The 26,165-nt window shown below is 61.1% G+C and carries 17 protein-coding genes; 6 read left to right on the top strand and 11 right to left on the bottom strand.

The genetic code is table 11. From position 1 onward, the window contains the following. Nucleotides 1–3: 3 nt before the first annotated feature. The 3 genes from G5S37_RS02205 to tsaD form a co-directional block, all read right to left on the bottom strand. On the bottom strand, nt 4–1,257 hold the full coding sequence (locus G5S37_RS02205; protein WP_165200328.1) for a serine hydrolase domain-containing protein: 1,254 nt from the start codon (nt 1,255–1,257) through the stop codon (nt 4–6). A 128-nt stretch (nt 1,258–1,385) separates the two neighbouring features. Beyond that, nucleotides 1,386–2,036, bottom strand: coding sequence for an EcsC family protein (locus G5S37_RS02200; RefSeq protein ID WP_165200326.1), 651 nt, complete (start codon nt 2,034–2,036; stop codon nt 1,386–1,388). A 540-nt stretch (nt 2,037–2,576) separates the two neighbouring features. Further along, on the bottom strand, nt 2,577–3,611 hold the full coding sequence (tsaD, locus tag G5S37_RS02195) for a tRNA (adenosine(37)-N6)-threonylcarbamoyltransferase complex transferase subunit TsaD (protein ID WP_165200324.1): 1,035 nt from the start codon (nt 3,609–3,611) through the stop codon (nt 2,577–2,579). Nucleotides 3,612–3,694: 83 nt separating this feature from the next. Between tsaD and G5S37_RS02190 the strand changes: the two genes are divergently transcribed. Together G5S37_RS02190 and G5S37_RS02185 are read left to right on the top strand one after the other, a co-directional pair. After that, nucleotides 3,695–6,274, top strand: a complete 2,580-nt coding sequence (locus G5S37_RS02190) for a hypothetical protein (RefSeq protein WP_165200322.1) — start codon at nt 3,695–3,697, stop codon at nt 6,272–6,274. A 116-nt stretch (nt 6,275–6,390) separates the two neighbouring features. Beyond that, nucleotides 6,391–7,257 carry a YicC/YloC family endoribonuclease gene (locus G5S37_RS02185; protein ID WP_165200320.1) on the top strand — a complete coding sequence of 289 codons (867 nt, stop codon included), beginning with the start codon at nt 6,391–6,393 and terminating at the stop codon, nt 7,255–7,257. Between the two features lie 418 nt (nt 7,258–7,675). Here G5S37_RS02185 and G5S37_RS02180 read toward each other — a convergent pair whose 3' ends face one another. From G5S37_RS02180 to G5S37_RS02155, 6 genes are all read right to left on the bottom strand, one after another. Further along, nucleotides 7,676–8,026, bottom strand: a complete 351-nt coding sequence (locus G5S37_RS02180; protein ID WP_165200318.1) for a DUF3147 family protein — start codon at nt 8,024–8,026, stop codon at nt 7,676–7,678. Between the two features lie 137 nt (nt 8,027–8,163). Further along, a complete protein-coding gene (locus tag G5S37_RS02175) occupies nt 8,164–8,601 on the bottom strand; it encodes a hypothetical protein (protein WP_165200316.1) in 438 nt (145 codons plus the stop codon). Between the two features lie 114 nt (nt 8,602–8,715). Then, nucleotides 8,716–11,847, bottom strand: a complete 3,132-nt coding sequence (locus tag G5S37_RS02170; protein WP_165200314.1) for an efflux RND transporter permease subunit — start codon at nt 11,845–11,847, stop codon at nt 8,716–8,718. Between the two features lie 19 nt (nt 11,848–11,866). Then, nucleotides 11,867–13,192 (bottom strand): efflux RND transporter periplasmic adaptor subunit, encoded by a 1,326-nt coding sequence (locus G5S37_RS02165; protein ID WP_165200312.1) that lies wholly within the window; start codon nt 13,190–13,192, stop codon nt 11,867–11,869. A 29-nt stretch (nt 13,193–13,221) separates the two neighbouring features. Continuing rightward, nucleotides 13,222–14,460 carry a TolC family protein gene (locus G5S37_RS02160; protein ID WP_165200310.1) on the bottom strand — a complete coding sequence of 413 codons (1,239 nt, stop codon included), beginning with the start codon at nt 14,458–14,460 and terminating at the stop codon, nt 13,222–13,224. 159 nt (nt 14,461–14,619) lie between these two features. Further along, on the bottom strand, nt 14,620–15,117 hold the full coding sequence (locus tag G5S37_RS02155) for a hypothetical protein (RefSeq protein WP_165200308.1): 498 nt from the start codon (nt 15,115–15,117) through the stop codon (nt 14,620–14,622). A gap of 724 nt (nt 15,118–15,841) precedes the next feature. Here G5S37_RS02155 and G5S37_RS02150 point away from each other — a divergent pair. From G5S37_RS02150 to gmk, 3 genes are all read left to right on the top strand, one after another. Continuing rightward, the gene (locus tag G5S37_RS02150) at nt 15,842–16,699 is read left to right on the top strand and encodes a LamG domain-containing protein (protein ID WP_165200306.1); all 858 of its coding nucleotides are present in this window, start codon (nt 15,842–15,844) and stop codon (nt 16,697–16,699) included. Between the two features lie 365 nt (nt 16,700–17,064). After that, on the top strand, nt 17,065–18,387 hold the full coding sequence (locus tag G5S37_RS02145; protein ID WP_165200304.1) for a PmoA family protein: 1,323 nt from the start codon (nt 17,065–17,067) through the stop codon (nt 18,385–18,387). Between the two features lie 1,007 nt (nt 18,388–19,394). Then, nucleotides 19,395–20,009: a guanylate kinase gene (gene gmk, locus G5S37_RS02140; RefSeq protein WP_165200302.1), complete on the top strand. Its 615-nt coding sequence runs from the start codon at nt 19,395–19,397 to the stop codon at nt 20,007–20,009. A gap of 132 nt (nt 20,010–20,141) precedes the next feature. Here gmk and G5S37_RS02135 read toward each other — a convergent pair whose 3' ends face one another. After that, entirely contained in the window at nt 20,142–22,307 is a 2,166-nt protein-coding gene (locus G5S37_RS02135; protein WP_165200300.1) for an autotransporter-associated beta strand repeat-containing protein, read from the bottom strand. Between the two features lie 296 nt (nt 22,308–22,603). Continuing rightward, the gene (locus tag G5S37_RS02130) at nt 22,604–24,568 is read right to left on the bottom strand and encodes a PAS domain-containing protein (protein WP_165200298.1); all 1,965 of its coding nucleotides are present in this window, start codon (nt 24,566–24,568) and stop codon (nt 22,604–22,606) included. A 512-nt stretch (nt 24,569–25,080) separates the two neighbouring features. Between G5S37_RS02130 and G5S37_RS02125 the strand changes: the two genes are divergently transcribed. Continuing rightward, nucleotides 25,081–26,139, top strand: coding sequence for a LysR family transcriptional regulator (locus G5S37_RS02125; protein WP_165200296.1), 1,059 nt, complete (start codon nt 25,081–25,083; stop codon nt 26,137–26,139). The last annotated feature ends 26 nt before the right edge of the window (nt 26,140–26,165 follow it).

The following is a 26,165-nucleotide window of genomic DNA, read 5'->3' as shown; positions in this document are numbered from 1 at the left end:
CACTCACTGCGCCGCCGCTGCAGCTTCTTTCCCAAACGCATCCACCGCGGCGCGCTGCAGGGCGGCGCGCATGTCGCTCTTGTCGGAGTTCGGCAGGCCGGCGCGCTGAATGAGCAGCACGATGGCGAGCTTCTTCGTAGGATCGATCCAGGCCTGGGTGCCATAAGCGCCACCATGGCCGAAGCTGCCCGGGCTGAGCGCTTCCGTCACACCCATGGGAGTATTCACGATGTGGAAACCCAGGCCCATGTGCATGCCGTCGCTGAAGCTCACCTTCAGGTCACCGGTCTGGTTGGTGGTCATCAGCTTGAGCGTGTCCTCCTTGAGGTAACGCTTCTTGCCGAGCTTGCCGCCGTTCAGCACCATCTGGTACATCCTGGCCAGGTCGGACGCGGTGGAGAAGAGACCACCTGCAGCAAGCGGCATGCGCTGACGGTCCTTCAGATTCGGGCTCAGGTATTTCACCGTGGTGGCTTCCAGACCCTTGCCTTCAGGTCCCGGCTTGTAGGAGGTGGCGATGCGCTTGAGCTGTTCTTCCGTGGGCCAGAAGGTGGTGTCCTTCATGCCAAGCGGCTCAAAGAAACGTTCCTGCATGAATTGCGCGAAGGGCTGGCCACTCTTCACCTCAATGAGACGACCGAGGGTATTGATGCCGGGGTTGCAGTACTGCCACTTGCTGCCCGGTTCGAACTGCAGGGGCGAGACGGCATAGCCCACCACGGCACCCTGGAGGGTGAGCATGTCCAACGCCGAACCGCCACCGGGGAGGTCGCTGATGAGGCCGCTCGTGTGCGTGAGCAGGTCCTTCACTGTAATGGGACGCTGGGGCTTCTTCAGCACCACGCGCTCGGGAGTCTTCTCCTCGATGAGCATCTGCCCCTTGAACTCAGGCAGATGTTTTTCCACCGGGTCATCAATGCTCAGCTTGCCCTCCTCCACCAGCATCATGAGTCCCATCGCCGTCATGGGCTTGGTCATGGAGGCAATCCAGAACATCGCATCATCCTTCATCGGCGCCTTGCTCTCCAGATTGGCAGAGCCCACGGTTTCCAGCGCGAGCACCTTGTCCGGAGACGTGACCATGAGCACGGCACCGGAGATGGTGTTGTCATCCACAAACTTCTGCAGCGCCGGCGCGAGCACGGTGGGCTTGCGATCGTCTCGCGCCCACGAGGAGGTGGTGAAGCTGCTACAGCATGTGGCCGCCAGGAGCGCGGCGCACAGCGAGGTGGAGAAATGGGAGCGCGTCATCGTCATGACAGTGATGTTGCGATGGGCGGTGCACGGGTGTCAAGAAGCCTTCAAGGAGCGGCTGCTTTAGCTGCCGTTGCACTCGCGCTCGAAGCGCGAGTGAGTCAGCGACTAAAGTCGCCGTTCCTCGGTGATCAAGCCGCCCTGCTCTTCCTGCGTGGATAAAACAACGCCTTCGCCGTGCGGCCCACGACGTTGCAAGCCGTCGCATCAAATACCCCACCCACGACTCCACCCAACAACGGGATGCCACGTGCAAGGCTGGTGGCACCTTTCTTCGCAGCGGCAGTCATGAGACGCTTGCCCACTTGCTCGTGCAGTTCCTCCACGACTTCGGCGGAGACCTTCTTCATCATGGTCTTGGTCACTCCCTGGGTGAGGTCGATCCCGGCGGCTTTGCCCACGTCCTTCACTGCATCTCCTGCAAGGCAGGCGAGGATGAAAGTCTGCACACGATCCGAGCTCAAATCAAAACCACAGATACGAGCAATCGCCGCTGACATGCGTGCCTGGATGAGCCAGGAAGCCAGCATGTCCGCCGGCACACTCACGGGCATCGTAAGAATGCCACCCAGTCCGGTGATGAATCCCGCAGTGAAGTTCTTCGTCGTCTCCCACTGGATGAGCGCATCGATGCGCTCGCCGTCATCCGCATAGGATTCATCAATGAGATACTCCTGCGCCAGGTCCTCCGCAGAGGAGAGCGGCGCGGTGCCATTCACGGACTTGTCCATGAGCCACTCCATGAGGGAGGCTGCATCCTTCGGAGCACTGCCGGATTTCATGGTGGCATCGTAGGCACAGGCCAACCACTGGCTCAATGGGAAAACTCAAAAGTTAAGGATGCGATCAGCCCGGCGCTCCGATGATGGCTTGTCTCCAGGAGACTTCGTGGCCGGCAATCCCAAGGCACGCGCAATGGCAGGGATACTCTCAAGGCGACGGAGGCGTTCTTCATCCACCACCCCAATCACGACCACATCATTCTCCTGCAATGGTTGATTCTGTACCGATTTTTCCCTCAGCTCTCTCTCGTTGTAACGCGTGCTTTTGTCCCCCCGCCACAGGCGGACGATGAGTCGCCATCCAGGGTTTTGGCTCCGTAACACCGCCCCTCCAAAACTCAGGCCAGGATCCCATGCGATTTCTGACACCTTATCTGATGCGTCCACCAGCAGGACTGTCTTCCCTTGCGCAGGCGGTTGCGGTGCCTGGGCAAGCGTCATCGCAGACCAGACAGTCACAGCCAAGGCCAGCACGGCCCATGAGACATTCCGCCTGATGTGATTTTTCCTCATGGCATCACAGAGTACCACACACGGTCGTCAACCCACCAGCGGCAAGTTCGGATTCACATCCACCTCCAGCGGTGAGGAGTATCCGGCTTTCCACCGCTGCACGGCGGCGAAGCCGATCATGGCGGCGTTGTCCGTGCTGTAGCTTGGGTGCGCGAGCTGGAGGGTGAGGCCGAAGTCCTTCGCGCGTTTGGCAAAGAGCTCGCGCACGCGGGTGTTGCAGCTCACCCCACCGCTCACGGCGACCAGTTTCTCACCACAGGCACGCGCGGCGCGCACGGTCTTTTCCACCAGCACTTCCACCACGGCTTCCTGGAAGGAGGCGCACACATCCGCCATGACCTGCTCGGACGTGAGGTCCACTTTCGGCAGGAGGTAGAGCACGGAGGTCTTCAGGCCGCTGAAGGAGAATTCGTTGCTGCCGCGCTCCATCATGCTGCGCGGAAAGTCATAAGCATCGCGTTTCCCAGACTTCGCACGACGGTCGATCTCGGGTCCGCCGGGATAGGGCAGGCCGAGCATCTTCGCCACCTTGTCGAAGGCTTCACCAGCAGCATCATCACGCGTGCGACCCAGCAGCTTGTAGTCCCCCACTCCACGCACGTGCAGGAGCATGGTATGCCCCCCGCTCACGATGAGCGCCACGTGGGAGGGAATCTCCGGCAGGGTCTCGGGCGCAGTCTCACCCGCAGGCATGAAGGGCGAGAGGAGATGGCCTTCCAGATGATTGATAGCCAGAAACGGCCTGCCCTCCGCCAGCGCGAGTGCCTTGGCCGTGGTGCTGCCAATCAGGAGCGAGCTCACCAGACCCGGACCGCTCGTGGCGGCAAAGGCGCCGATGTCCTTCAGCGAGACACCGGCATCTGCTACCGCCTGCTCCACCAAACCGCGCATGTGCAGGATATGATTTCGCGAGGCCACCTCCGGCACCACCCCACCGTAAATGCGATGAGCCTCGATTTGCGAGGCCACCACGCTGCTGAGCACGGTGCCCTCCGCCGTAAGCACAGCGGCAGCAGTCTCATCGCAAGAGGTTTCCAGAGCGAGCAGGCGGGCAGAAAGCATGGTGGGGAAGGGACCGGGAGCATACAATGCTTCTGAAAGAATGCGATCTTGCGTCGCAAACTTTGCCCCTCTATGAAGGAAAAGTGTTTCCCCTCCCTTCCCTGCCGCCCTCGCTGACCTCATGGTGGGAGACACGTGCGGCCGCGTACACCGCGCTGACGACTGCGGCCCTGGGCCTGCTGCTCCTGCTGGGCGCAGTGGTGCAGGACCAGTTCGGCACGCTCTCGTCCCGCTTCTGGCAGATGCCCGCGGCGGAGAAACTCAAGCAGGACGGCTTTGCCTGGAAGGCAAAACTCCCCGAGTGGGCGCGCGGGTCCGTAGCGGCGCACGAGGTGCAACTCCTGAAGGACGGCGTGCCCATCGGCCTCCGTGTGCCGCACGCCGCCACCATCGTGGAGAAGGGACAGGGCACGTACAAAATCCAGCGCGACTACATCTACTTCTCCCTGCCGGGAAACGAGGATCCTGGCCCCTATGTACGGAATCTGGCGCTGCTGCTGCCGCGTCCCGTGAGCCCGGCCCTGTGGGTCCTCTCCATCATCCTGCTGGTCGCAGGCGGCGCTGGCACGGCCATGCAACCCCTCGCCAGAAAGATGGCTGGGGATGCCGCGGACAAACTGAATGCGGTGCCGGCTCTTCGCGTGGTCGGAATCGTATTCGCCATCGCCCTCATCACCACCTTCTGGCGTCTGCCTGCGGCGCTGGAGTATTCAGAGGGCTGTTTCTCGGTGAAAGGCGTGCCGTATACCGATGCCTCCGGCTGGGATGAACTGGCGGTGAACATGGCAGCCGGCCGGGGATTTGAGGGCGGCTTCGCGGCGCAACGCCCGCTGTACCCGGCGATGGTGAGCCTGCTCTACATGCTCACCGGGCCATCACTGCTGGCGGCGAAGGCGCTGAATGCCTTCTGGCTCGCACTGGCGGCGGCCACGGTGTGCGCCATCGGCATCAAGGGTGGCTCACGCCTCGCCGGTCTCGCTGGGGCCATGGAGATCGCTTTTGGTGAGGACTACATCTCCTTCTCCCAGCTCCTGCTCACGGAGACACTCGGCGTGCTCTTCGGCGCGGCGGCGGTCCTCGCGCTCGCGGTAGCCCTGGCAAAACCGGAGGTGTGGCGTGTCGCTCTCGCCGCCATCCTGCTGGCATGCGCAAATCTCGCCTCGGGCTTCGGATTCTTTGCCCTCATCGGCTATGGCCTCGTGGCCTTTGCGACATGGAATATCCGCAACGGTTTCTTCAGCGCCGTGGGAAGAACCATCTTCCTCGCGGGCATGGTGGCGGTGACGTGGGCGCCTTGGCTCGTACGCCAGCACATGGTGCATGGCGTGAACAATCTCTCCACCAGCAGTGCCAACCTCATGTACGCCACGGCCACGGAGGACGGTCGCTGGAATACGGACGTCGCCGCGGAGTGGCAGCAGGAGGGCGTGACCGATACGCACGGTGAACGCTACAACTACTACATGAAAAAATACCGGGAGGCGGTGAAGGACCACCCCGGCCGCTACGTGCAGACCATCTGGCGTGGCATCAAGACCTTCTTCACGTGGTGGGAATTCCACGGACCGGATCACTTCGGTGTCGTGCTCATCGGGTTGATTGGTGCGGCGCTGCTCCTCTTTCGTCAGACGGAGCCGTGGGCGGCGGTCGTCGCTTCTCTGCTGGTGCTCATAGCCACGCTGGCGCTTCATGGCATCTCCGCCATATGGATGTGGCCCCTGGTGACCGTGCTGGTGATGTACGTCAGTCCTTCTGAACGACGCCCCCTGTGGGCTCTGGTCGCGGTCGGCATTCCATTTGTCGCCCTGCTTACGGGCATGACGGGTGGCAGCCTGGGACGCCGCATGTGGACCTGCTGTGAGTGGGGCATGCCGCTCATGCTGGTAGCCGGCGGTGCCGGAGCCATGCGCAAGCTGGCCGCGCTCCTGTTGCGCCTTGCCCAGCGTCAGCGGCAAGGCCCCACCTTCGTGCCGACCGTGGTGCGCGTGACACCAGAGCCGCGGGGCGCAAACAAACAGAAGCGTCGCAGTGCCGGCTATCCGGCGCGCGGCGTCAGCTCCTTTGCCACGTTCGTGGGCACCCTGCTGGTGGTGCACGCCGGTCTCGCCAGTGTGGCGGCGGGCGGGTACTACCTCTTCAATCACCAGGAAGACCAGAAGCCTAAACCCGCCGTCACCGTGTCTGAGGACGTGCGGACACAACTGTTGGAAGCGGCAAAGAAGGAACTGCCCGTGCTCCGGGATGTGAAACCCGGCGATCCACGACTCCACATCTCCCTCGTCGAATTCGGCGAATATGTGTGTGAGCTCACCGCCTCCGAGAACCAGAACCACTGGGCTCGCAGTTTTGAGATCCGGCCGTATGCGCGCTCGGTGGCCTTTGTCAGGCGGCTGGAGCTCACGAACGCCGGACGCGCCACGCTGCAACTGCGTGCCATACCCGAACACATCCCCCGCGAGCAACCGCTGCTCATCATCGGTGTGCGCAATATCGATCTCATGGCGCATCTGGGCCACGATGTGGAGATGATTGAGGTGCTCGGCTTTGTCCCCGTGAAGGTGAATTCAAAGGGCCATGCAACCATCCCGGACATGACCAAAGCGACGTGGCTCATGGCGACTCCGGAGGCTGAAAAGATTTTGGAACCAACCCCTGCCCCCTAAGGAGTGATTGCTGCGTACCGTTGCAAAACAAATCCAATTTTGCGATGCTCAGTCCCCTGAGCTAAAACCGGGAACCGGGAACTGAGAACCATTCAACATTTTTTACGATGCATAGCATGACAGGATTTGGCCGGGGCGAAGCCATCGAGAATGGCATTGTCTGGCGCGCGGAGGCCTCCTCCATCAATCGCAAACAACTGGAGCTGGTGATCAGCCTGCCACGCGAGCTTTCTGAGCTGGAGATTCCCCTGCGCAATCGCTGTGCCGCAAAACTCTCCCGGGGGCGTGTGCAGGTGAGCATTTCCATGGACCAGGGGTCTGCCTCCGGGTCAAAGCTGCGTGTGGATGAAGGCCTCGCGCAGCAGTATGCAGAGTCGCTCCAGCACCTCGCACAGAAGCTGCATCTCATCCAGAATCTCTCCCTCTCCGAAATGCCGCGCTGGCCCGGCGTGTTCACGATTGAGCAATCCTCATGGACCGCGGAAGAAGCCCTGCCTCATCTGGAGAAGGCCGTGGATGCCGCAGTGACGCAGATGATTGCGATGCGGAAAACCGAGGGGCTCAACCTCAAGCAGGACATCTCCGCGCGACTCGATGCGCTGCAAGTGATGCTGAAGGAGGCGCGTGAGATTTCACCGCAGATTGTGCAGCGCCAGCGCGAAGTCCTTCGCCAGCGCCTGGAGGAAGCCGGTCTGCCACTTCCCCTGGATGACGAACGCCTCGTGAAAGAGATCGCCCTCTTCGCCGACCGCATTGATACCACCGAGGAACAGACCCGCGCGGAGAGCCACATCGCTCAGTTCCGCACGTATATGGAAAGCGGTGAGCCCGTGGGACGCTCACTCGATTTCCTTTCGCAGGAGTTGTTCCGCGAGTTCAACACCATGGGCAGCAAGGCGAACCACGCCCAACTCGCGCAACTCGTCGTGCGCGCGAAGACAGAGCTGGAGAAGATTCGCGAGCAGGTGCAGAATGTGGAGTGAAGGGGGGAGAGATGGGCCCATGCCCTCATCCCAAGGAGCGGCTGCTTTAGCTGCCGTTGAAGGATAAGCGAAGCGGGCAAAACCTTTGCTTTCCTATCACATCTGACGTGAACGTAAGGCCTGCGAGCCAGAAGCAGTGCCGAAGGCCTTGGGCTGCGTGCAGCCCTGCTGCCGCTTTCCTGAAGTGCAGCCTGCTGCACGCTACACCGCGACGAAGTCGCCAAGTCTTCCGGAGATATCACCCCACGAGCGGGTGTCACCATCGCCACAGCAGGCTGTGGACTCTGGAAAGCGGCAGCAGGGCTCCGCGCAGTCCAAGGACGCTTCCCGTCACAGCATCCGGATCTGTCGTGAACATCTCCTTGTGGATACAACGGCAGCTAAAGCAGCCGCTCCTTGGCAGGTGAGCGCAGCGCCCTCATAACTCCACCCCCGCCATCTTCAGCAATTTAATCGTTGCGAAATACAATCCCACTGTCCCGGCAATGCACACGCCCAGGGCTGCCCAGAAGCCCCAGCCCTGACGCAGGAGCCACGGCAACACGAGGAACATGGGAAGCGTGGGCAGCACAAACCAGAAGGTGCCGAACGCGTGATTCGCAATCAATGCGGTGTCCTTCTTCTCCATGTAGAGCCAGATGAAGGCCAGCAATGACGTGAGCGGCAGGGAGTGGATGATGCTCGCGGCAAAGTTGTTCCGCTTCGCCGTCTCCGACACCACCACGATGATGCCGGCGCTCAAGAAGAGTTTGATGAGGTAGTAGAACATGGGATGAAAAGATAGGGTGCAGCACAACGCGGGCGCGTTCCTCCCAATCAAAAATCACAAATCATCAATCATAAATAAGAAAACGCCCGCCACCTCTCCAGGCAGCGGGCGTTCCAGGGCAGAAACCTATTCAGGCTTTACTTCTTCTCCTCTTTGCACTTGCAGAGCCACTCGGGGCTCTTGCACTCGCTGCATTCGCCAGTGTCGTACTCCATGCGGGCCGTGATGGGCTTGGCCTTGGGCGTGGCCTTGAACTGTACGATGAGCCAGGCGCCGTCCTTTACTACGGGCACCGTAAAACCGGTGTCGGTCTTGGCCACTTCGAGTTTCTCAGGGCTCTTGCGGTCACCGGTGGTGGCGGTGATGGTTTGCTCAGTCACCTTCACGGGCTTGAGATCCTTGTCGAGGAGGGTGAGATGGAACTTGCCATCTTTCACGAGGACCTCGGCGTGCATGCTCTCATCCTTGCTGAGTTCCAGCAGGCGTCCGCCCTTCGGTCCGAGTTCCACGCCGCCGTGGCCGAAGGCCACACCAGCGATGAGGGCCAGCGCGAGAGTCATCAATTTCGTTTTCATGGATTGCATATTGTGGGTTTGGCTTTGGGTTGGTTTGACGTTGGCTTGAGTTCTCTGATTCAAGTCAGAAATGATTTCCGTGTTTGGTTTGTTCAGTTCTTGTCGGTTTGTTTCTCAGTGTGCCGCAGGAGCTTCATTCCGGACGGCAGATTCAGCGGCCCTGCGGCCAAAGAGGTAGAAGACCGCGGGCGTGACCACGAGGTCCAGCAGCGTGGAGGACACGAGACCGCCCACGATGACCACCGCCACGGGGTGCAGGATCTCCTTCCCCGGCTCATGCGCGGAAAGCAGCAGCGGGATGAGCGCAATGCCGGCGCTCAAGGCCGTCATCACCACGGGGACAAGTCGCTCCAGCGTGCCGCGGATGATCATCGGCGGACCGAAGCTTTCACCCTCATGCTTCATGAGATGCAGGTAGTGGCTGATCATCATGATGCCATTGCGCGCTGCCACCCCACCGACGGCAATAAAGCCCACGATGGTGGCGATGCTGATGTTGTTAATCATGAACCACGTCAGCGCGAGGCCGCCGATGAGGGCGAGCGGTATATTCAGCATCACCTGAAGCGCCAGTGACAGGCTGCGGAAGTAGCCGTAGAGCAGGATGACAATCGCGAAGAGCACCAGCACGAAGTAGAACGCAATCGTACGCGCTGCCTCCTGCTGCGCGCGGAACTCGCCCTCGAAGCTGACGTAGTAGCCCTGTGGCAGGTCCAGCTTCTCGCGCACCTCCTTTTCCCAGCGCAGCACGAGCGATTGCAGGTCGCGCTCACTCGTATTCGCACTGATGACGATGCGTCGCTGCGTGTTCTCGCGGTTGATGACGTTCGGCCCCTTGCTTTCGCGGATGTCCGCGACAAGGCGCAAGGGAATGCGTCGTCCACCCGGCGCCTCCACTAGCACATCACCCAGCTTCTCCGGCGAATCACGCCACTCGGGAGGCAGGCGCAGCACGAGGTCCACGGTACGCTCACCTTCACGCAACTCAGTGAGGGCAGTGCCACCGATGAGCGCGCTCATCTGCTCATTAAGCGCTCCAGGCTGGATGCCATACGCCATGGCACGCTCACGGTTCACTTCAATCTTCAACTGTGGAATGGGCACCTGTGCTTCCAGGTACACATCCGTGAGACCCGGAATCTTCTGGCCTATCTCACGTATCTGCGCGCCTTTCTCACGCAGCACATCGAGGTTCGGTCCGAAGAGTTTCACCGCGACTTTCGCACTCACCCCGCTGAGCATGTGGCTGAGCCGGTGACCAATGGGCTGGCCCACGTTCACCGCGGTACCGGGGATGGTGGCGAGTTTGTCGCGCACTTCCTTGAACACCACATCACGCGAACGTCCGCCTTCGTGGAACTCCACGTCGAACTCATTCACGCTCACAGGAACCACGTGGTCATCACGCTCGGCGCGTCCGGCACGGCGGCCCACACTCTTCACCTCAGGGATGGATTGCAGGAGACGCACGCCCACTTCACCCACCTCATTCGTCTGTGCGAGCGAGGTGCCCGGGGCATTCGCCAGGGAGATGGTGGCGCTGCCTTCGTTGAAGGACGGCAGGAACTCTTTGCCCATCGCGGGATAGAGCATGAAGGCCGCCACGAGCATGGCGCCCACGATGGCGAGCACCACGAGTGGCGCCCCAAGCGCAGCACGCAGGAACGTATGGCGCACAAGACTCTTCATCGCGCGCACCACGAAGCCATCGCCGTGATCCTTGCCCTCCTTCGGACGAAGCAGCAGCGAGCACATCACGGGAATGACCGTGAGTGACACCACGAACGAACCCGCCATGCTCACCATGGTCGCGATGGCGATGGGTGTGAAGAGGCGTCCTTCCAAGCCCTCAAGTCCCAGCAGCGGGAGGAACACCAGGATGATGAGCACCGTGGCGTAGAGGATGGAGTTTCGCACTTCACCCGACGCCGTGGCGATGACCTCCATGCGCGGCTTGGGATTCGCCGAGGACGCATTCTCCCGCAATCGCCGGAACACGTTCTCCACATCCACAATCGCATCATCCACCACCATGCCGATGGCCACGGCGAGACCGCCGAGGGTCATGGAGTTCACGCTCACGTCAAAGAGGCGGAACGTGAGCAGCGTGATGGCAAACGAGAGCGGCATCGCCATCACCGTGATGAAGGTCGTGCGCACACTCAGGAGGAAGAGGAACAGCACGATGGTCACCATGATGGCGCCATCGCGAATGGCCTCCTTCAGGTTATCAATGGCATGCGTGATGAAGTCTCCCTGGCGGAAGAGCAACTCCAGTTCCACGCCTTCCGGCAGGGTGGGCTTCAACTCCTCCAGCGCCTTCTCGATTTGATGCGTGAGACGCAGCGTGTCGAATCCGGGCGACTTGTCGATGCTGAGGATCACACCCATCTGCCCATTCACGCTGGCGTCACCGCGCATGATTTGCACGCCGTAGTCCAGTTTCGCGACATCCTGCAGCAGGATGGGACGATCCTTCACCATCTTCACCACGGTCTTGCCGAGCTCCTCCAGGCTGGTGCTCATGCCCAGGTTGCGCACCATGATTTCTTTCGGCCCAGCTTGTAGGAAACCACTAGTCGCATTTCCCGCGGCCTTCGCGGTGGCAAGGTTGATTTCCTCCAGGCTCACGTTGTACGCGAGCATGCGATTCGGGTCGGGCTGCACCTGCACCTGCTTCACGCCGCCGCCGATGTTCAACACATCTGCGACGCCGTTGATGCTCTGCAAGCGCCGGCGAAGGTTCCAGTCCGCGAGGGTGCGCAGGTCGCGAGGAGCCATGTAGCCCTTTTCACCGGGCTTCTTGTTGCTCTTCACGCCCACGAGAAGGATCTCACCCATGAGCGAGGACACCGGCGTCATGCCGGGCGTCACGTCCTTGGGCAGGTTCCCCAGCACGGCCTGCACGCGCTCCTGCACGAGCTGGCGCGCGCGATAGATGTCTGTGCCCCAGGCAAACTCCGCGAAGACCAATGAAAGGCCCACGTCTGAGTTTGACCGCACGCGGTCCAGGCTGGCGACGCCCTGAATGGCGCTCTCCAGCGGCTGGGTGACGAGCATCTCTACCTCCTCCGGCGCGAGGCCGGGGCACTCGGTGAGCAGTGTCACCGTTGGCTTTGTCATGTCCGGCAGCACTTCCACCGGCAGCTTCGTGAGTGTCTGATAGCCAAAGACCATCAACAGCACGGAAGCCATGAGCACCAAAGGTCGATGGTGCAGCGAAAAGCGTATGAGCTTGTTCAGCATGATCGGATCCCGGGTGTGATTAGGCGGAAGCGGATGGGCGCTTCAGGAACATGCTCACCACCAGCAGAGCCAGCAGCAGCCCGGTCGTCGCGGCGAAGAAGGTCGCCACCATGGTCCACTGGCTGTGGTCATGATCGTGGTCGCCTCCACCTCCAGCGCCCTTCTTGGCAGCAATCTGCTCCTTTGTCATCTCGGTGCCATCCTCGTTGTGCGGATGCCCGTGCGCGGCATCGAGCGCGTCCTTCAGGCTCACGCTTCCCTTGCCGGCATACGTGAGGGTGTACGCACCCTTCGTCACCACTTCATCTCCAGCGAAGAGACCACTGATGACTTCAATGGACTGGTCATTGCTGATTCCGAGATCCACCGGCGTCTTCACAAACGCGTTCTTGAGCTCGTAGTCCTTGATGAAGACGTAGCGTCCGGAGGCATCGCCCTGCACCGCTTCCTTCGGAATGGAGAGCACATTCTCCCGCGTATTCACCACGATGGCGAACTCGGCACGCATGCCGGGGCGCAGGACCTTGTCGGGATTTTGCACATGGAAGGCAGCCTCGACCGTCGCGCTCTCTTCATCGGCATGCACACCGAGGTGAGCCAGCTCCGCCTCGAATACCTTGTCCGGATAGCCCGCAATCTTGATGCGCGCCTTCTGCCCCTTCTTCAGCTTGCCCGCGAGGTGCTCCGGCACCTGCGCGGCTGCCTCGACGGTTTCGAGGTTCACGATTTCGATGAGCGAATCATTCGGCTCAATCGGCTGCCCCTGGGCGATGTTCACCTTGGCAATGGTGCCTGCGATGGGCGCACCGAGCATGACAGTTGGCGGCGGGTCGCCGGGCTGGCGACTCTCCACCCACATGAGCTCTTCATCCTGGTCCACCTCCTGGTCTGGCAGAGCCAATACGGAGAAGGCGCGACCAGGAATGCGGCTGCTGACGATGGCCTTCTTCCCCGGGAGCACTTCCACACGACCGAGCGCGAAGATCGTTTCCTCAAAGTCACCCTCCTCTGCTTCGGCAGTCTCGATGCCGAGGTTCTTCACGCCCTGTTCATCGAGCACCACGGTGTTCGTCGCGCGATTCGGGTCGGCTTTTGCTTTTTCGCCTTCCCCGTGATCGTGGTCATGGTCGGCCTTCTCACCTTCCTCGTGCTTGTGCTCCTTCCCTTGCTCGTGCTCATGTTCTTTCTCCTGCTCCTTGGCAGGTGCCGCTTCCTTGGCTGGCTGTTTGTCGCCATGGCTGTGGGGCACTCCCGGAGGCCCTTCATGTGCGTGCAGGCCAAATGGTGCTGCCAGGGTGCACATGAGCACCAGCAGGCTCGCAGAAATCTTCTTCTCAAGTTTCATGGTATATCAGAAATGGATATGAAATGTTTTCAGCGACCGTTGTTCGTGGCGGCCTCGTAGCGGATGCGGGCCAGATGGTAGTCCCGCGTGGCATTCAGCACGGCGGCCTCCAGTTGCAGGCGCTGCTCGCGCGCGCGCAGCACGGTGAGAAGGTCCGTCTGCCCACTCTGGTAGGCCTTCTCCAGCTTGTCTGTCTGCTCCAGCACCAACGGCAGGAGCTTGTCCTTCGTGTCACTCGCCAGGTTTGCATACGCGCTCATCTCGGAGCGAGCGGCCGCGACTTCATTGCGGATGAGGAAGGCCAGTGCCTTTGTCTCCAGCGCCGCACGGCTGGCGGCGGCCGTCTTCTCCACGACCTCGCCCTCGTTCTTGTTCCAGAACGGCAGCGGGATGGAAACGCGCACGCCGAAGAAGGGCGTCTTATCCAACCCCTCCGGCGCATCTTCCGCACGCTCGTGCTCGAACAACGCCCCCACGGTCCAGTCCTCCCACTTCTTCGACCTCGCGAGGTCAATCTGCGAGCGGGCCGCGTCCTCCTGTACCTTGGAGAGCTGGTAGTCCGGGCGGGATTCCCAGTTCCCTTTCGAGGGGCTGGAGGTCATGGCGGGCAGTACGCCGGTGATGGCAAGGCTGTCCGTGTCCCGCACGCCGAGCATGGGCTTGAGCTGGCCGAGCAACGTGATGCGTTCTGTCTCCAGCTGGCGTCCCTCCAGTAGGATGCGCTGGGCATCCACCTGGGCCTGCGCCGCATCCAGTGCGGAGATTTCCCCGGCTTTGGCACGTCCTGCGGCGAACTCGGAGAGCTTCATCGCGAGGTCGGCCTGCTTCTGGCGCAGGTCGCGCTGTTGGTCCAGAGAGAGCAGCTTCACGGCGAGCGGTTTCACCTCGGCAATCATCTTCCGCTCGGCCTCGTGCACCTCCAACTCAGCGGCGGTCACGTCCTTCTGCGCGACCACTTTCTCCAGGAGGAGGCGCGCGGTGACGGGGAACTTCTGGTCGAAGGAGACACCGAAGGTGCCCTCGCGGAAGTGGTTGTCCCGCTTGAACTCAAGACCGAGCTCGGGATTCGCGCGACGGCCTGCGCCGATGAGTCGGCCTTTCGCCTCCTCGATGCGCAGTCGCGCGGCGGCGAGGGCGGGGTTGTTCTTGATGGTGTAGGAGGAGACGCTGGCATACGGCACGCGCACCTCCCTGGCGGAGAGATCCGCAGGCAGATGCACGGCACAGAGCGTGACAAGGGTGAAGAAAAAAGAAGATGATGAGCGCATGGCGAGGCAAGGCTTGCTGGTTGAGAGCAGATCGAAGTCGAAAAAGGGAAAACTGACAGTGCAGGGTTCGTGAGTGGAATCACTCCCACGCAGGCATGACGAAGCCGCGCAGGGTTTATCAACGCGAAGCAGCGGATCGTGCCGCTGCGATGTCCTGCCTCAAATCAGCAGAACCATGCACTTGGCCGTGGCCCGGATGCCGGGCGGCCCACCACCATGCAGTGACGGTGGTGCTGGAGTCGTCTCCGTGGCGGTATCGCCCGGGAAAGCCAGCAGGAAAGAGAGGAAATCAGGAAGCTCCGCGAGGGCGAAGAGGACCGGTACTGGCACCACCACAGCGGCACTGGTGTCCTTTCCCTGGGAAGCGGCGGTCAGCGTGACCTTCAGCGGGGCGTGCTCATGCGAGCCACCCTGGCCATGATTCTTATGCTCGTGCCCCCGCGATGCGGTGTTGGAGACATGGTGCTCATGTCCCTGATGGTCTTCCGCGCAGGATGCAGGAACGTTTCCTTCCACGTGATGGCAGTATTCCTTGCTGGTCTCGACCGTCTCGCCCGTGCATTCGCAGAGGAAGCCTCGCTGCAGCCCAAATACCTGCGCACCCGCCAGCGCCAGCAGCGCGAAGAGGGCGATGTAGGATCTGACCGTGCGGCTCATGAGTCGGGGAAGTTACGCGGGGAGTCGGGCAAAAGTCAACGCGCTTGTATGACGGGCGGGTGTGGGAATTTGTTCAATGCGGAAGGAATCTTGTCTGTAAAGAGGGGGTAAAACGGGGATGAGAACCAGGCTGCTAACGCGTCTCGTGACCACCCAGGCGCGACTGACTGGGTATCGAGTGAGCGTGTACCACCTTGCGCGAAGCGCTTTGGAGTGCGTGTGCGAAGCACCGCTTTGGTGGGGAGTTCTGGGTGCGGAGGGGATGTAGGAACGCAGTCTGGTGCGTGTGTCCTGGAAAAGGGTCTGAAGATGCGGGCGCTGCAGGTGCAACCGTGTATTGTAAGTGGTGTTGGGCCGCAAAAAGCGGTGCTTCGCACACGCACTCCAAAGCGCTTCGCGCAAGGTAGTTTAACCATAGGGACACTCTACCGTTTCAAGCGTCACCAACCTCACGAGACGTCTCTTGAAAATGTTCTGCGGCATTTTCAGTGAACTCACACACTCACACGCAATGCGGGATCATTCCCCTCCAGAAATCCTCCTTTTCTGCCTGGAGCAGGTGTCATTGTGTTGCATTTCTACACCATAGGAAAAGAGCTGGTGCCCGCACTGCGTAGGAACACAGGACTGGCGCATCCCCTTGAATGCCGCCGAAACAATCCTGCGCCGCGCCTGATAGATGCTGATACACCGTCCTACTGTCGCACCGGAACCACCTCACACCATGCAACCCACCGCACTGCCCATTCTCATCGCGGCACTGACCGTCCTTTCCACCTCACTACCCGCACAGAACACCCCGCCCGCATCGCTCAACGAGGCACTCACCTTCCATGCCTCCTTCGACAACGGCTTCGACGCGGACTTCTCCAAGGGCAGCAAGGCGTGTACGGTGAAGCAGGGCAAGGAAACCGTACCAGCCACGGAGAATGCAGAGGTGAAACTCACGAGCGAAGGCGGGAAGTATGGCAAGGCGCTGCACTTCACGAAGAAGGGCGCCATCCGTCCGCAGTACAGCGGCGAAGGCGGCGTGCTGGGCTACAATGACAAGAGTTGGAGCGCGACTGTTTCCGTCTGGCTGCGCCTCACGCCGGACGAGGACCTTGAGCCCGGCTACTGCGACCCGGTGCAGATTGTGGGAGATGATACGAAGAAGGGCTTCATCTTCTTGGAATGGTCGCGCGATGAACGCCCGCGCTTCTTCCGCTACGCCATCCGCCCGCTGGTGCATCTCTGGAACCCGGACAACAAGGACTGGGCCACCATGGAGAAACGTCCCATGGTGCAGGTGGCGAAGGCGCCTTTCTCACGGGACAAATGGACGCATGCGGTCTTTACCTTGGAACGTGTGAATGAAAAGGACGGCAAGCCCACGGGCAAACTGTACCTCAATGGTGAGTTGCAAGGCTCCATCGAAGGCTGGGACCTCACCTTCGGCTGGGACCCCACGAAAGTCCTGCTCGTACTCGGCGCGGCCTATGTGGGGCATCTGGATGACTTGGCTGTGTTTAACCGTCCACTGAGTGCGGCAGAGGTGAAGGAATTGATGCAACTCAAGGGCGGCGTGGGGGATTTGTATTGAGATAATACTGAAACGAACGCAAGGGCTCTGGATGCTGACGCGCAGCGTCCTTGGACTGCGTGCAGCCTGCTGCCGCTTTCCCTCAGTGCAGCCCGCTGCACGCTTCACCGCGACGAAGTCGCCAAGCCCCTCTTGGTATATCACCCCACGGGCGAGTCTCACCATCGCCGCAGCAGGCTGCGGACTCTTCAAAGCGGCAGCAGGCTGCCGCAGTCCAGGGACGCTGCGCGTCGAAATGCAGGACTTTCAGTTCTACATCGCAAGTAGTAGTCTGCAGCACGAAGGTTTCCCCACCCATCTGCGTTACCTGCCACGATCCCGCATTGCCCCTTCCCCACCCACCCACCGCCTTCACGTTCGCGTCCATGCACCTGAAACACCGCTTTCTCACCGCCCTTGTTGCGGCGGCGCTCGTCATTCCCATCACCCCCGCTCTCGCCGCCGACCCGGCCATCACCATCGAGGCGGGTGAGTATGACCGCACGAATACGATTGTCACCTTCCCCCTCGGCGACAAGTGGCATGACAGCACCCTCACCGCGAAGGAAGCAGACATCCCGGTGCAGGTGGATTCCGAGGGTCGCGCCACACTGATTCTCCCCGCGCTGGCGAAGGGCACCAGCCGCACGCTCACCCTCACGCCTGCCAGTCCTGTCAGTGGACCTGGCGCAGGCATCGACGTCGTACCTGGCGATGGCTCGCTCAATCTCATCGCAAAGCCCGCTACAAATACCTCCCCGCAGGTCAGCTCCCTCATCGCCACGTATCAAATGACCCCCGGCCCCGTGCCCGCCGGCACATCCGAGGCCTTTGCACATGGCGCGCATCTGCACCCGGTGTACTCGCCCAGTGGCAAGCTGCTCACCGCGAATCATCCGCCCGACCACCCACACCAGCGCGGCATCTGGATGTCATGGACGAAGACCGAGTTCGGCGCGGGGTATCCCGATTTCTGGAACATGGGCAAGGACAAGTCTGGCGAACTCACCGGTGAAATCCGATTCGACAAACTGCTGAACCACTGGGGCGGTCCCGTGCACGGCGGCTTCACCAGCACCCACCGCTGGCTGGACCACACCACGGGCGCTGAGCGTGACGTGTTATTGGAAACGTGGGATCTCAAGGCCTATCACACCATGGGACATCCTGATAGCCCGGAAGCCACTCCAGCGAACACCGCCGCCACCATCGCCTCTCCCGACGCGACTGGAAAAGGAAAGCCGCCTGGCATCTTCCTGCTGGACCTGACTTCCACCCAGGCAGTCAGCGGCAATGAACCGCTGAAGCTGCCGAAGTATCACTACGGCGGCCTCGGCGTGCGCGGCAGCGCCTTGTGGGATGCGGTGGACCAGGTAACCATGCTCACCAGCAGCGGCCACGACCGCAAGACCGGCGATGCCACGAAGGCACGCTGGGTCTGGCTTGGCGGCGACGTGGAGGGCACACCTACCGGCATCACCGTGCTCATCCACCCGGACAATTTCCGCTTCCCCCAGCCCCTGCGCCTGAATCCGAAGAACCCGCAGATTTGCATCGCTCCCTCTGCCGATGGCGACTGGGCCATCGAGCCCGGCAAGCCCCTCGTGCTGAAATACCGCATCGTCCTCATGGACGGAAAGGCAGATGCCGCGGAGCTGGAGCGCTTGTGGATTGACTATGCGCAGCCGCCAAAAGTGGACATAAAATGACCGTCAGCGCAAATCACTGGATTAGAGAGTGTTGTGCAACTGTTAGGTATTCGTTATTCGTGCTTTTCGTACCATCGTACGGTGTCCCCCCACCTCACTCAGGCAGGTGAAAGTCACACTATATTATAATATTATATAGACAAAAATTGTATAGAATGATGATGGCATGCCCGCCACCTATGCCATCGCATGGCATACGGCCTTTCAAGGAGCTGTTGCCCCACATGGCGTATGAGTGTCAGATTAGCGTCTGTCTGTATTGGCGCGTTTCGTGATTCTATCAGGCGCGGATTGCGAAGAATTTCGCAAACGGGTGCCACCTTGCGCGAAGCGCTTTTGAGTGCGTGCGAGAATCGCCGCTTTGGATGGGGAACTCCGGGTGCGGAGCATTGCATGTGCCACTCCACCTCATGCAGCGGCCTCCGAAGTCGCTCCCATACATGAGACAGGAGTGCGCAGCATGCCTGTCTCATTGGTGGCCGCCACCCCAAAGCGGTGATTCTCACCGCACTCAAAAGCGCTTCGCGCAAGGTGGTTGGTGAAGGGGTCTCCTCCAGCCGCGCAGCGCCATTCTAGTCACGAGACGATCGAGGTTTGCTACAATTCTTTGCTAACCTGACGCACACACCCCAGGCGAGACTTGCCGCACGCACTCCTTTTACATGCTAGATGAAAGCGGACCGAAGTCATTGGTTCGACATGCCTACGGTTCTCCATCCTTGGCGTGCACCGTAGGAGTGGCACCTGCGAATGACCCACGCTCATCAAGCGACATGAGAGATCACGTTGAGGAGCGGGAAGCGCAGGGGGCACGTACGATGGTACGAAAAGCACGAATAACGAATGCCTAACAGTTACACAACTCTCTCTAATCCAGCTTCTTGCTACAATAGGTCATTTTACCCCTGTTTTCCGCGGCAGCCGACCAAACCCCTCCAACCTCACTTGCCACACACCCCATCCGCGTGCATCTAGCACGCTCCTCATTCCCTTTTTCTCGTCCTTGCATGTCCCGTCAATTCCCTGCCAAACGTCTCGGTGTGCTCATGGTGGTGTCCGGCCCTTCCGGCTCGGGCAAGACGACGCTTTGCCGCAAGCTCGCGGATCTCGGCGAGGTGGTGTACTCCATCTCAGCGACCACGCGCGCTCCACGCCCCGGTGAGGCCCACGGGCGCGACTACTACTTCTTCTCCGAGGAGGAGTTCCTGGACAATGTGCAGCGCGGCGAGTTCTTCGAGCACGCGCGAGTGCACGGGAATCTCTACGGCACGCTGAAGACCTATGTGAAGCAGAACCTGGAGCGCGGCATCGACGTGGTCATGGACATCGATGTGCAAGGCGCGGCCCAGGTGCGCGCGTGTGCCGATGAGCTGGTACAGCGCTGCCTGGTGGATGTCTTCATCATGCCGCCCAATGTGGAAGCCCTGCGCGAGCGTCTCGCCGGACGCGGCACCGAGAGCGAGGAAAAGCTCTCCCTGCGCCTGCAGAATGCACTCACGGAAATCGAGCACTGGCATGAGTACAGGTACGCCCTCGTGAGTGACACGCGTGAACTGGACCTCGATCGCTTTCGTGGGTTGCTGCTGGCAGAGCGGATGCGGGTGGAGAGGTTGCTGGATTGAGTGAAACTCCGAATGCTATTGCGGCAGCAGCCCTCCAAGGAGCGGCTGCTTTAGCTGCCCCTCCTTGAGGAGGAGCTTCGCTCGCGAAGGGATTCCTCCTTCGTCGGGCTTCGCTAACGCGAAGTACGTTTCCTACCTCCTCCTCCGCAGCACCATCGCACTTACACCTGCCATCAGCAGCATGGCACGCGAAGGCTCCGGCACGCCCTCGATGGTGAGCCTCAGCGAACCGCCATCCGCCACGTTGGAGATGTTCCACACCAATCCACCCGTCAGCGTTGGCAGGTCGAGATTCGTACTCGCATCATCCGCACCGGTCCGCAGGTTCGCGCCTGTCGAGTAGCCATTCAGCGCGAGCACACCCGCCCAGTCCAGCAGGTCCCATGTGTCTCCCACCGTCGCCGTATAGCCCGCATCAAACGTCACCACGATGCGCGCGGCGGCATTCAAGGTGAGATCCTGGCCAATGACAATCTTGTCCGAGGTGGTGCTGTTCAAAATGGTGAGTTCCGTCACCGTGACCAGCGGTCCTTGCGAATCATCCAGAGGCGTGAGGGACAGCCCGCCATTGATGCTCAGCGTGCCCACACCCGTGCCCGCCGTATCGCCCGGTGAAATCTTCCCATACGTGAGGATGGTGGAAGCCTGCACCGTACCCGTCCCCGCCAGCGTGGTGCCGCGCGCATTCATCAGCACATCTCCCGTGCCGGTCCTGCCTACGCCGCCAATGCCGACCTGCAGCGTGCCGCCTCCCACATAGGTGTTCCCACTGTACGTGTTCGCTCCGGAGATAATCAGCGTACCACTGCCCGCTTTCGTGAGGCCGTTGCTGCCAGCGATCACCGCGCCGATGGTATTGTTGTTTGCATCGTTGGACCACACCACACCTTCCGCACTGCCAAAGTTGAGCGTACCCGCGCTCGCGTTGCTGGTGCCGCCGATGGCGCCATTGTTTGTGGAAAACATGACCCCACCGCTGGCCACGGTAAGAATCTGTCCGGCCCCGATATTGGAAGTGCCGCCGCTGGAGTGGCGCAGCGCATTCACCGTCGTGGGTCCGGCGATGGTGAGCGTGCTGGTGTTCACGTTGTGCGTAGCGCCAGCGGTGATGGAAGAGGCATACTCCGTCGTGATATTGAGACCCCGGATACCATTCGCCGTGTAGGTGGCGAAGGTGTTGGAGGACGGGCCGAACCCGTTGGTATTCGTCGCAGTCATCCAGGGCAGAATGCTGATTTCCGAGGAATCTGCTCCGCCTCCACCACCGAGGAGCAGCGAGCTTCCATTCCCCGCCAGAAACTTCGCCGTGACAGCCAGGGTACTGCTGCTCACGTAAACGGAGGCGCCCGCGCTGCGCTGCAGCGTAGTGACATTCAGCGTGGTGCCCGCCGTGCCTCCCGCACTCGAGAGAAACACATGGCTGTAGCCACTGCTGAAGCGCACCACATTCACATCATCCTGCACCACCGTGTTCCAGGTCCCATTGGAAGTCTGCCCGAAGTGGCGCAGAGTGCCTCCGTTGAAGGTGATGGTATTCCGCGTGAGCCGCTGGCCCGGATTGGCAGCAACACCTGAGCCGTTGCCCACGTGCACACTGCCTCCGGACTGGTTGGCACTGGAGAGCGAGCCATTGATGATGATCTCTGCAGCATCCTGCATCGTTCCACTCGTGAGGGTGAAGCTGCCCGTGTTGGATGCACCGATGCCACGATTCGCCACAAGCGTGCCGGTGAAGGTCTTCGTGCCCGTGATGTTCACCGCCATGAGTCCGTTGTTGGTGATCACACCACTGCCCGTGATGTTTCCACTGAGGGTGACGCCATTCACTCCGCTCGCACCACCACTGAAGGTGATGTCGTTGTCATTCGTGGTGATGGCGCCACTCAGCGTCAGGAAATCCGCACCACCAAGGCGCACCAACAGATCCGAGTTCAGCGCCATCAGTGCACTGACGGTATTCGTCGGTGCACCTGCCCCCGTGGTGTTGAGCTGGGCAGGCTGGGCTCCATTGTTAAAGATGAGGCGGAAGGTTTCCGCGCCGTTGTTCGAAATGGTGATGTTGCTGGGAGTGGTCGCGTTCGCGTCGCCGATATTCAGCACTCCCACCGTGATGTCCTGCCGGAGGCGGATGGTCTGCGCTCCGGCGATGTCGTTGTTCACATTCGCCACATCCCCGGCCACATTGGGGAAACCGGCGACCGCCCCTGTCCAGTTGCCGTTCACGTTCCAGTTGTACGTCGTGCCCGCCGCCGTCTGGTTCCAGGTGAAGGTCTCCGCACAGAGCGGTGGCACCAGCATTCCGGCGGCACAGACGATTATCCCTGCCGCCATGAAAAGGGCGGACGGAAGTTTGCGGCAAACGCGGGAAGATGAGGCACGACGGGCACAACAAGCCATGACCCATCCCCGAACTGCCCCAAGAACCCTTTTCTATCGAAAAGAATGAATCAGGCGAAATGCGATGCTCGCAGCGTTCCCAGGAGCGGCGACTTCAGTCGCTGATTGCCTCGCGCTTCGAGCGCGAGAAGCGGGCAGCTAAAGCAGCCCCTCCTTGATGGAAACATCCTCGAACCTTGATAACGCCACGTGGTGTATCACCCCATCCTATCCAAGGATGTCCGCACCACCTCGGCCAGTTGCCGGGCCGAGTAGGGCTTGCGCAGGAAGGTGCTGTTCGCTGCCTCGCGTAGACGGCGCGTGACCACCTCATCATTGTAGCCGCTGGTGTGAATGACTTTGAGCATGGGCTTCTCCCGCACGAGCAGGTCTGCCAGCTCCTGGCCGGAAAGCCCCCCCGGCAGGACGAGGTCCGTGAGGAGCAGCTCGATGTTGGCTCGCTCTTCCTTCCAGATTTCCAACGCCTTCACCGCAGTCACCGCAGTGAGCACCCGGTAGCCGTGATGCTCCAGCGTGAGCTGCGCCACATGCAGTAGCGCCTGGTCATCCTCCACCATGAGGATGCACTCCGTGCCACCGCGGATGGGTGGAGCCTCCGGTGCACTGACCTCGGCTGGCGAATTCGGCTCCACCGCCGGGAGGTACACTCGGAACATCGTGCCGCGATTCACCTCGCTGAGAGCTTCAATCCATCCGCCGTGCTGCTCCACAATGCCAAACACCGTCGCCAGGCCCAGCCCCGTGCCCTGCCCGCTCTCTTTCGTGGTGAAGAAGGGCTCGAAGATACGCGGCAGGTCCTCCGGCGCGATGCCCATGCCTGTGTCACGCACGGAAAGGCACACATACCTGCCGGGCTGCACCCCGGGATGCAGGGCGGCACGTTCCGCAGTCACCTGCACCTGCTCCAGGGATACGGCCAGCAACCCTCCTGAAGGCATCGCATCACGCGCATTGATGGCCAGGTTCATCAGCACCTGCTCCATCATCCCCGGGTCCGCGAGGATGAGCGGCAGCGCCGGGTCGAAGTGGGTCTCCAGCGCCACGTCCTCGCCCAGGAGTCGCCGTAGCAGGCGGATGGTGCTCTCCACCGTCTCAGCCAGGTCCAGATTGCGGGCCTTCTTCACCTCGCGACGGCTGAAGGTCAGCAGCTGTCGCGTCAATGTGGCGGCGCGTTCGGAGGCGTCCATGATGTCTCGCATGCCCTTCGTCACGCGCTCCGGCAGGCCCTTCGTGGCCATCAGCAGGGAGGTCTGGAGCTGGATCACGGCCAGCAGGTTGTTAAAGTCATGGGCAATGCCACCCGCCAGCAGGCCCACGGCTTCCATCTTCTGGGAATGCCGGAGCTGCATTTCCATCTCGCGATGCGTGGTGATGTCATCCGCCACGCCGGCCACGCGATAGACCCTGCCGTCTGTATCACGAATGGGAAAGGCACGGTCGTGAATCCACCGCACCGCGCCATCCGGTCGTGTGATACGGTATATCACATCATATTCACCCGTGGCCTGCATGGTCTGCGCCGCCTCCTGCACCACCGAACGATCCTCCTGGTGGATGGCCTCCATCCATGTGTGTGGGGACTGGTACAGCTCCGCGCAGGGCCGACCCCACACCTTCTCATAAGCGGGGCTCACATAGATCATCTGGCTCTTCGCGAGGTCGGTCAGCCAGAAAACCTCACCGATCGCTTCCGTCACCTGGCGGAAGCGCTGCTCACTGTCACGCAGCGCCGCCTCAGCTTGCTTGCGGTCGGTCACATCCTGACCGGTGCCCAGCACCTTCACGGGCCTGCCCGTCGCATCATATTCGACCGCACCACGACTGTGCACCCAGCGCACCTCACCATTCGGGCGGACGATGCGGTACTCAATATCGTAGGGCCGCAGCCCCGCGAGAGCCTCGGCGTAGTGCTTCAGGCAACGTTCGCGATCCTCCTCGTGAACGAGGGACACCAGATCCGCCAGCTTCATGCTGTGGTTTGGGCGGAGTCCAAAAATCCTGAAAATCTCCTCCGACCACACCGCCTCGTTCGTCGTCAGGTCGAGGTCCCAGTGCCCGATGCGCGCCATGCGCTGGGCCTCCTGCAGTCTCCGCTGGCTCTCTTGCAGCGCCTCATTCAGGCGCTGGAGCTCGGAAGCATCCCTCTCTAGTGTGGCATTCATTTCCTTCAACGAGAACCCCTTGGCATCCACTTGAACAACTACTCCCGGTGTATTCGTGTCAGACGCAACGAATCCACACAGGATGCCCCCGATTTGAAGACGGATTTACGAAAAAGCTTCACGTAAGCAGAACCTTACAGAGAATCGCGAACAGTGCCTCTCCGGTTTCCGAAAAAGAAGCTGCCCACCGGGTGCTTGGGATTCCTGCTGCAGCCTCACCTCCGGGGCACCCTGGTGAATGGCCGCTCGTGTGCTTTGCGAGCTGCCGGGTCCGGAGATATCACTGCCTGAAAGGATCACATGCCCCCCGGTGGGCAGAGTGCTTGGCCTCCTGGTTCAGGGGAGGCAGCTGCCCGTGCGGCGGCAATCTCACAGTCTTGGTCTCTGTGAAATCAAGCACACCGCACGGGACTGCTTGGTTTGGGGTTTGACTAAACCTCCGCCTAAATAGTTTTTACGATAGGACTTGTTTCCTTTGCGCCTTATAAGAAAAACTTATAAGCTATCTTATCATGGAACTGCGCCACCTTCGCTACTTCATAGCCGTGGCGGAGGCGCTGAGCTTCAGCCGGGCCGCCACACGTCTGCGCCTCTCGCAGCCTTCACTCAGCACCCAGATACGTGATTTGGAAACCGAACTTCACGTCAAACTTCTTGAGCGTGACCGCAGCAATGTCTCCCTCACTGATGCGGGCACCGTCTTCCTGAAGGAAGCTCGCAGCGTGCTCTCCCGGGCGGACAAGGCGGTGGCCCGCGCGCGTGAAGCAGCCGCCGGCATCACCGGCGAGTTGCGCATCGCCACGGTCGATTCGCTCACCATCAAGTTCCTTCCCGTCAGCCTCACGCGCCTGCATGTCTCCACACCCACGGCTCGGGTGCACGTGCAGGAGCGCGCGCCCTCCGAGCAGCTTCCCCTGCTGCAGGCGGGCAAGCTTCACGTAGGCTTCGTGCCCATGCACTTTGCGCGGCTCGCGGCCGGTCGCGGCTTGGGAAAGGTGAACATCATCCGCTGCCCGCTCGCCGTCATGATGTCCGCCGCGCACCCGCTGGCCAAGCAGTCCGGCCTCCACCTGCTCGAGCTCGCGGACAGCACCTTCATCCACATCACCATGTTCGGCTCGGATGCCCAACGCATGTGGACCGAGGAAATCTGCGAGAGCATGGGCTTCGTTGCCCGCATCGGCTCGAGCGCCAGCACCGTGGATAATCTGATGAGCCTCGTATCCGCCGGCGCCGGCGTGATGCTCATCCCCATCGTGGCACAACGCCCGGAGACCCCCGGCGTCGTGGTCATCCCCCTGCTGGACCCCGGCCTCGATTACGAACTCCACATGATGTACAACGAGAAGTACCCGTCTGACCTGCGGGATACCTTCATGGACATCGTGAAGGAGGAAGTCGCCAAGCTGGGCCCGCTGTACTCTCCGCTGGCGGAAGGCAACACAGCGCCGAGAAGCAACCACAAGCGCAAACGCAGCGGGAATGGCAACCACGGCGGCACCGGTGATGGCTCTGACGACGGTGCCAGTGATGGCAGCCATCGCCATGCTACGAGCGCGGCTGGGAAGTGAAGTTTGCCCAGCGAGAGGTGCCGACC

The organism is Roseimicrobium sp. ORNL1 (assembly GCF_011044495.1).
GTDB lineage: Bacteria > Verrucomicrobiota > Verrucomicrobiia > Verrucomicrobiales > Verrucomicrobiaceae > Roseimicrobium.
Note: the sequence above shows the minus strand (reverse complement) of the source record. Positions and strands in the feature narration are given on the sequence as shown.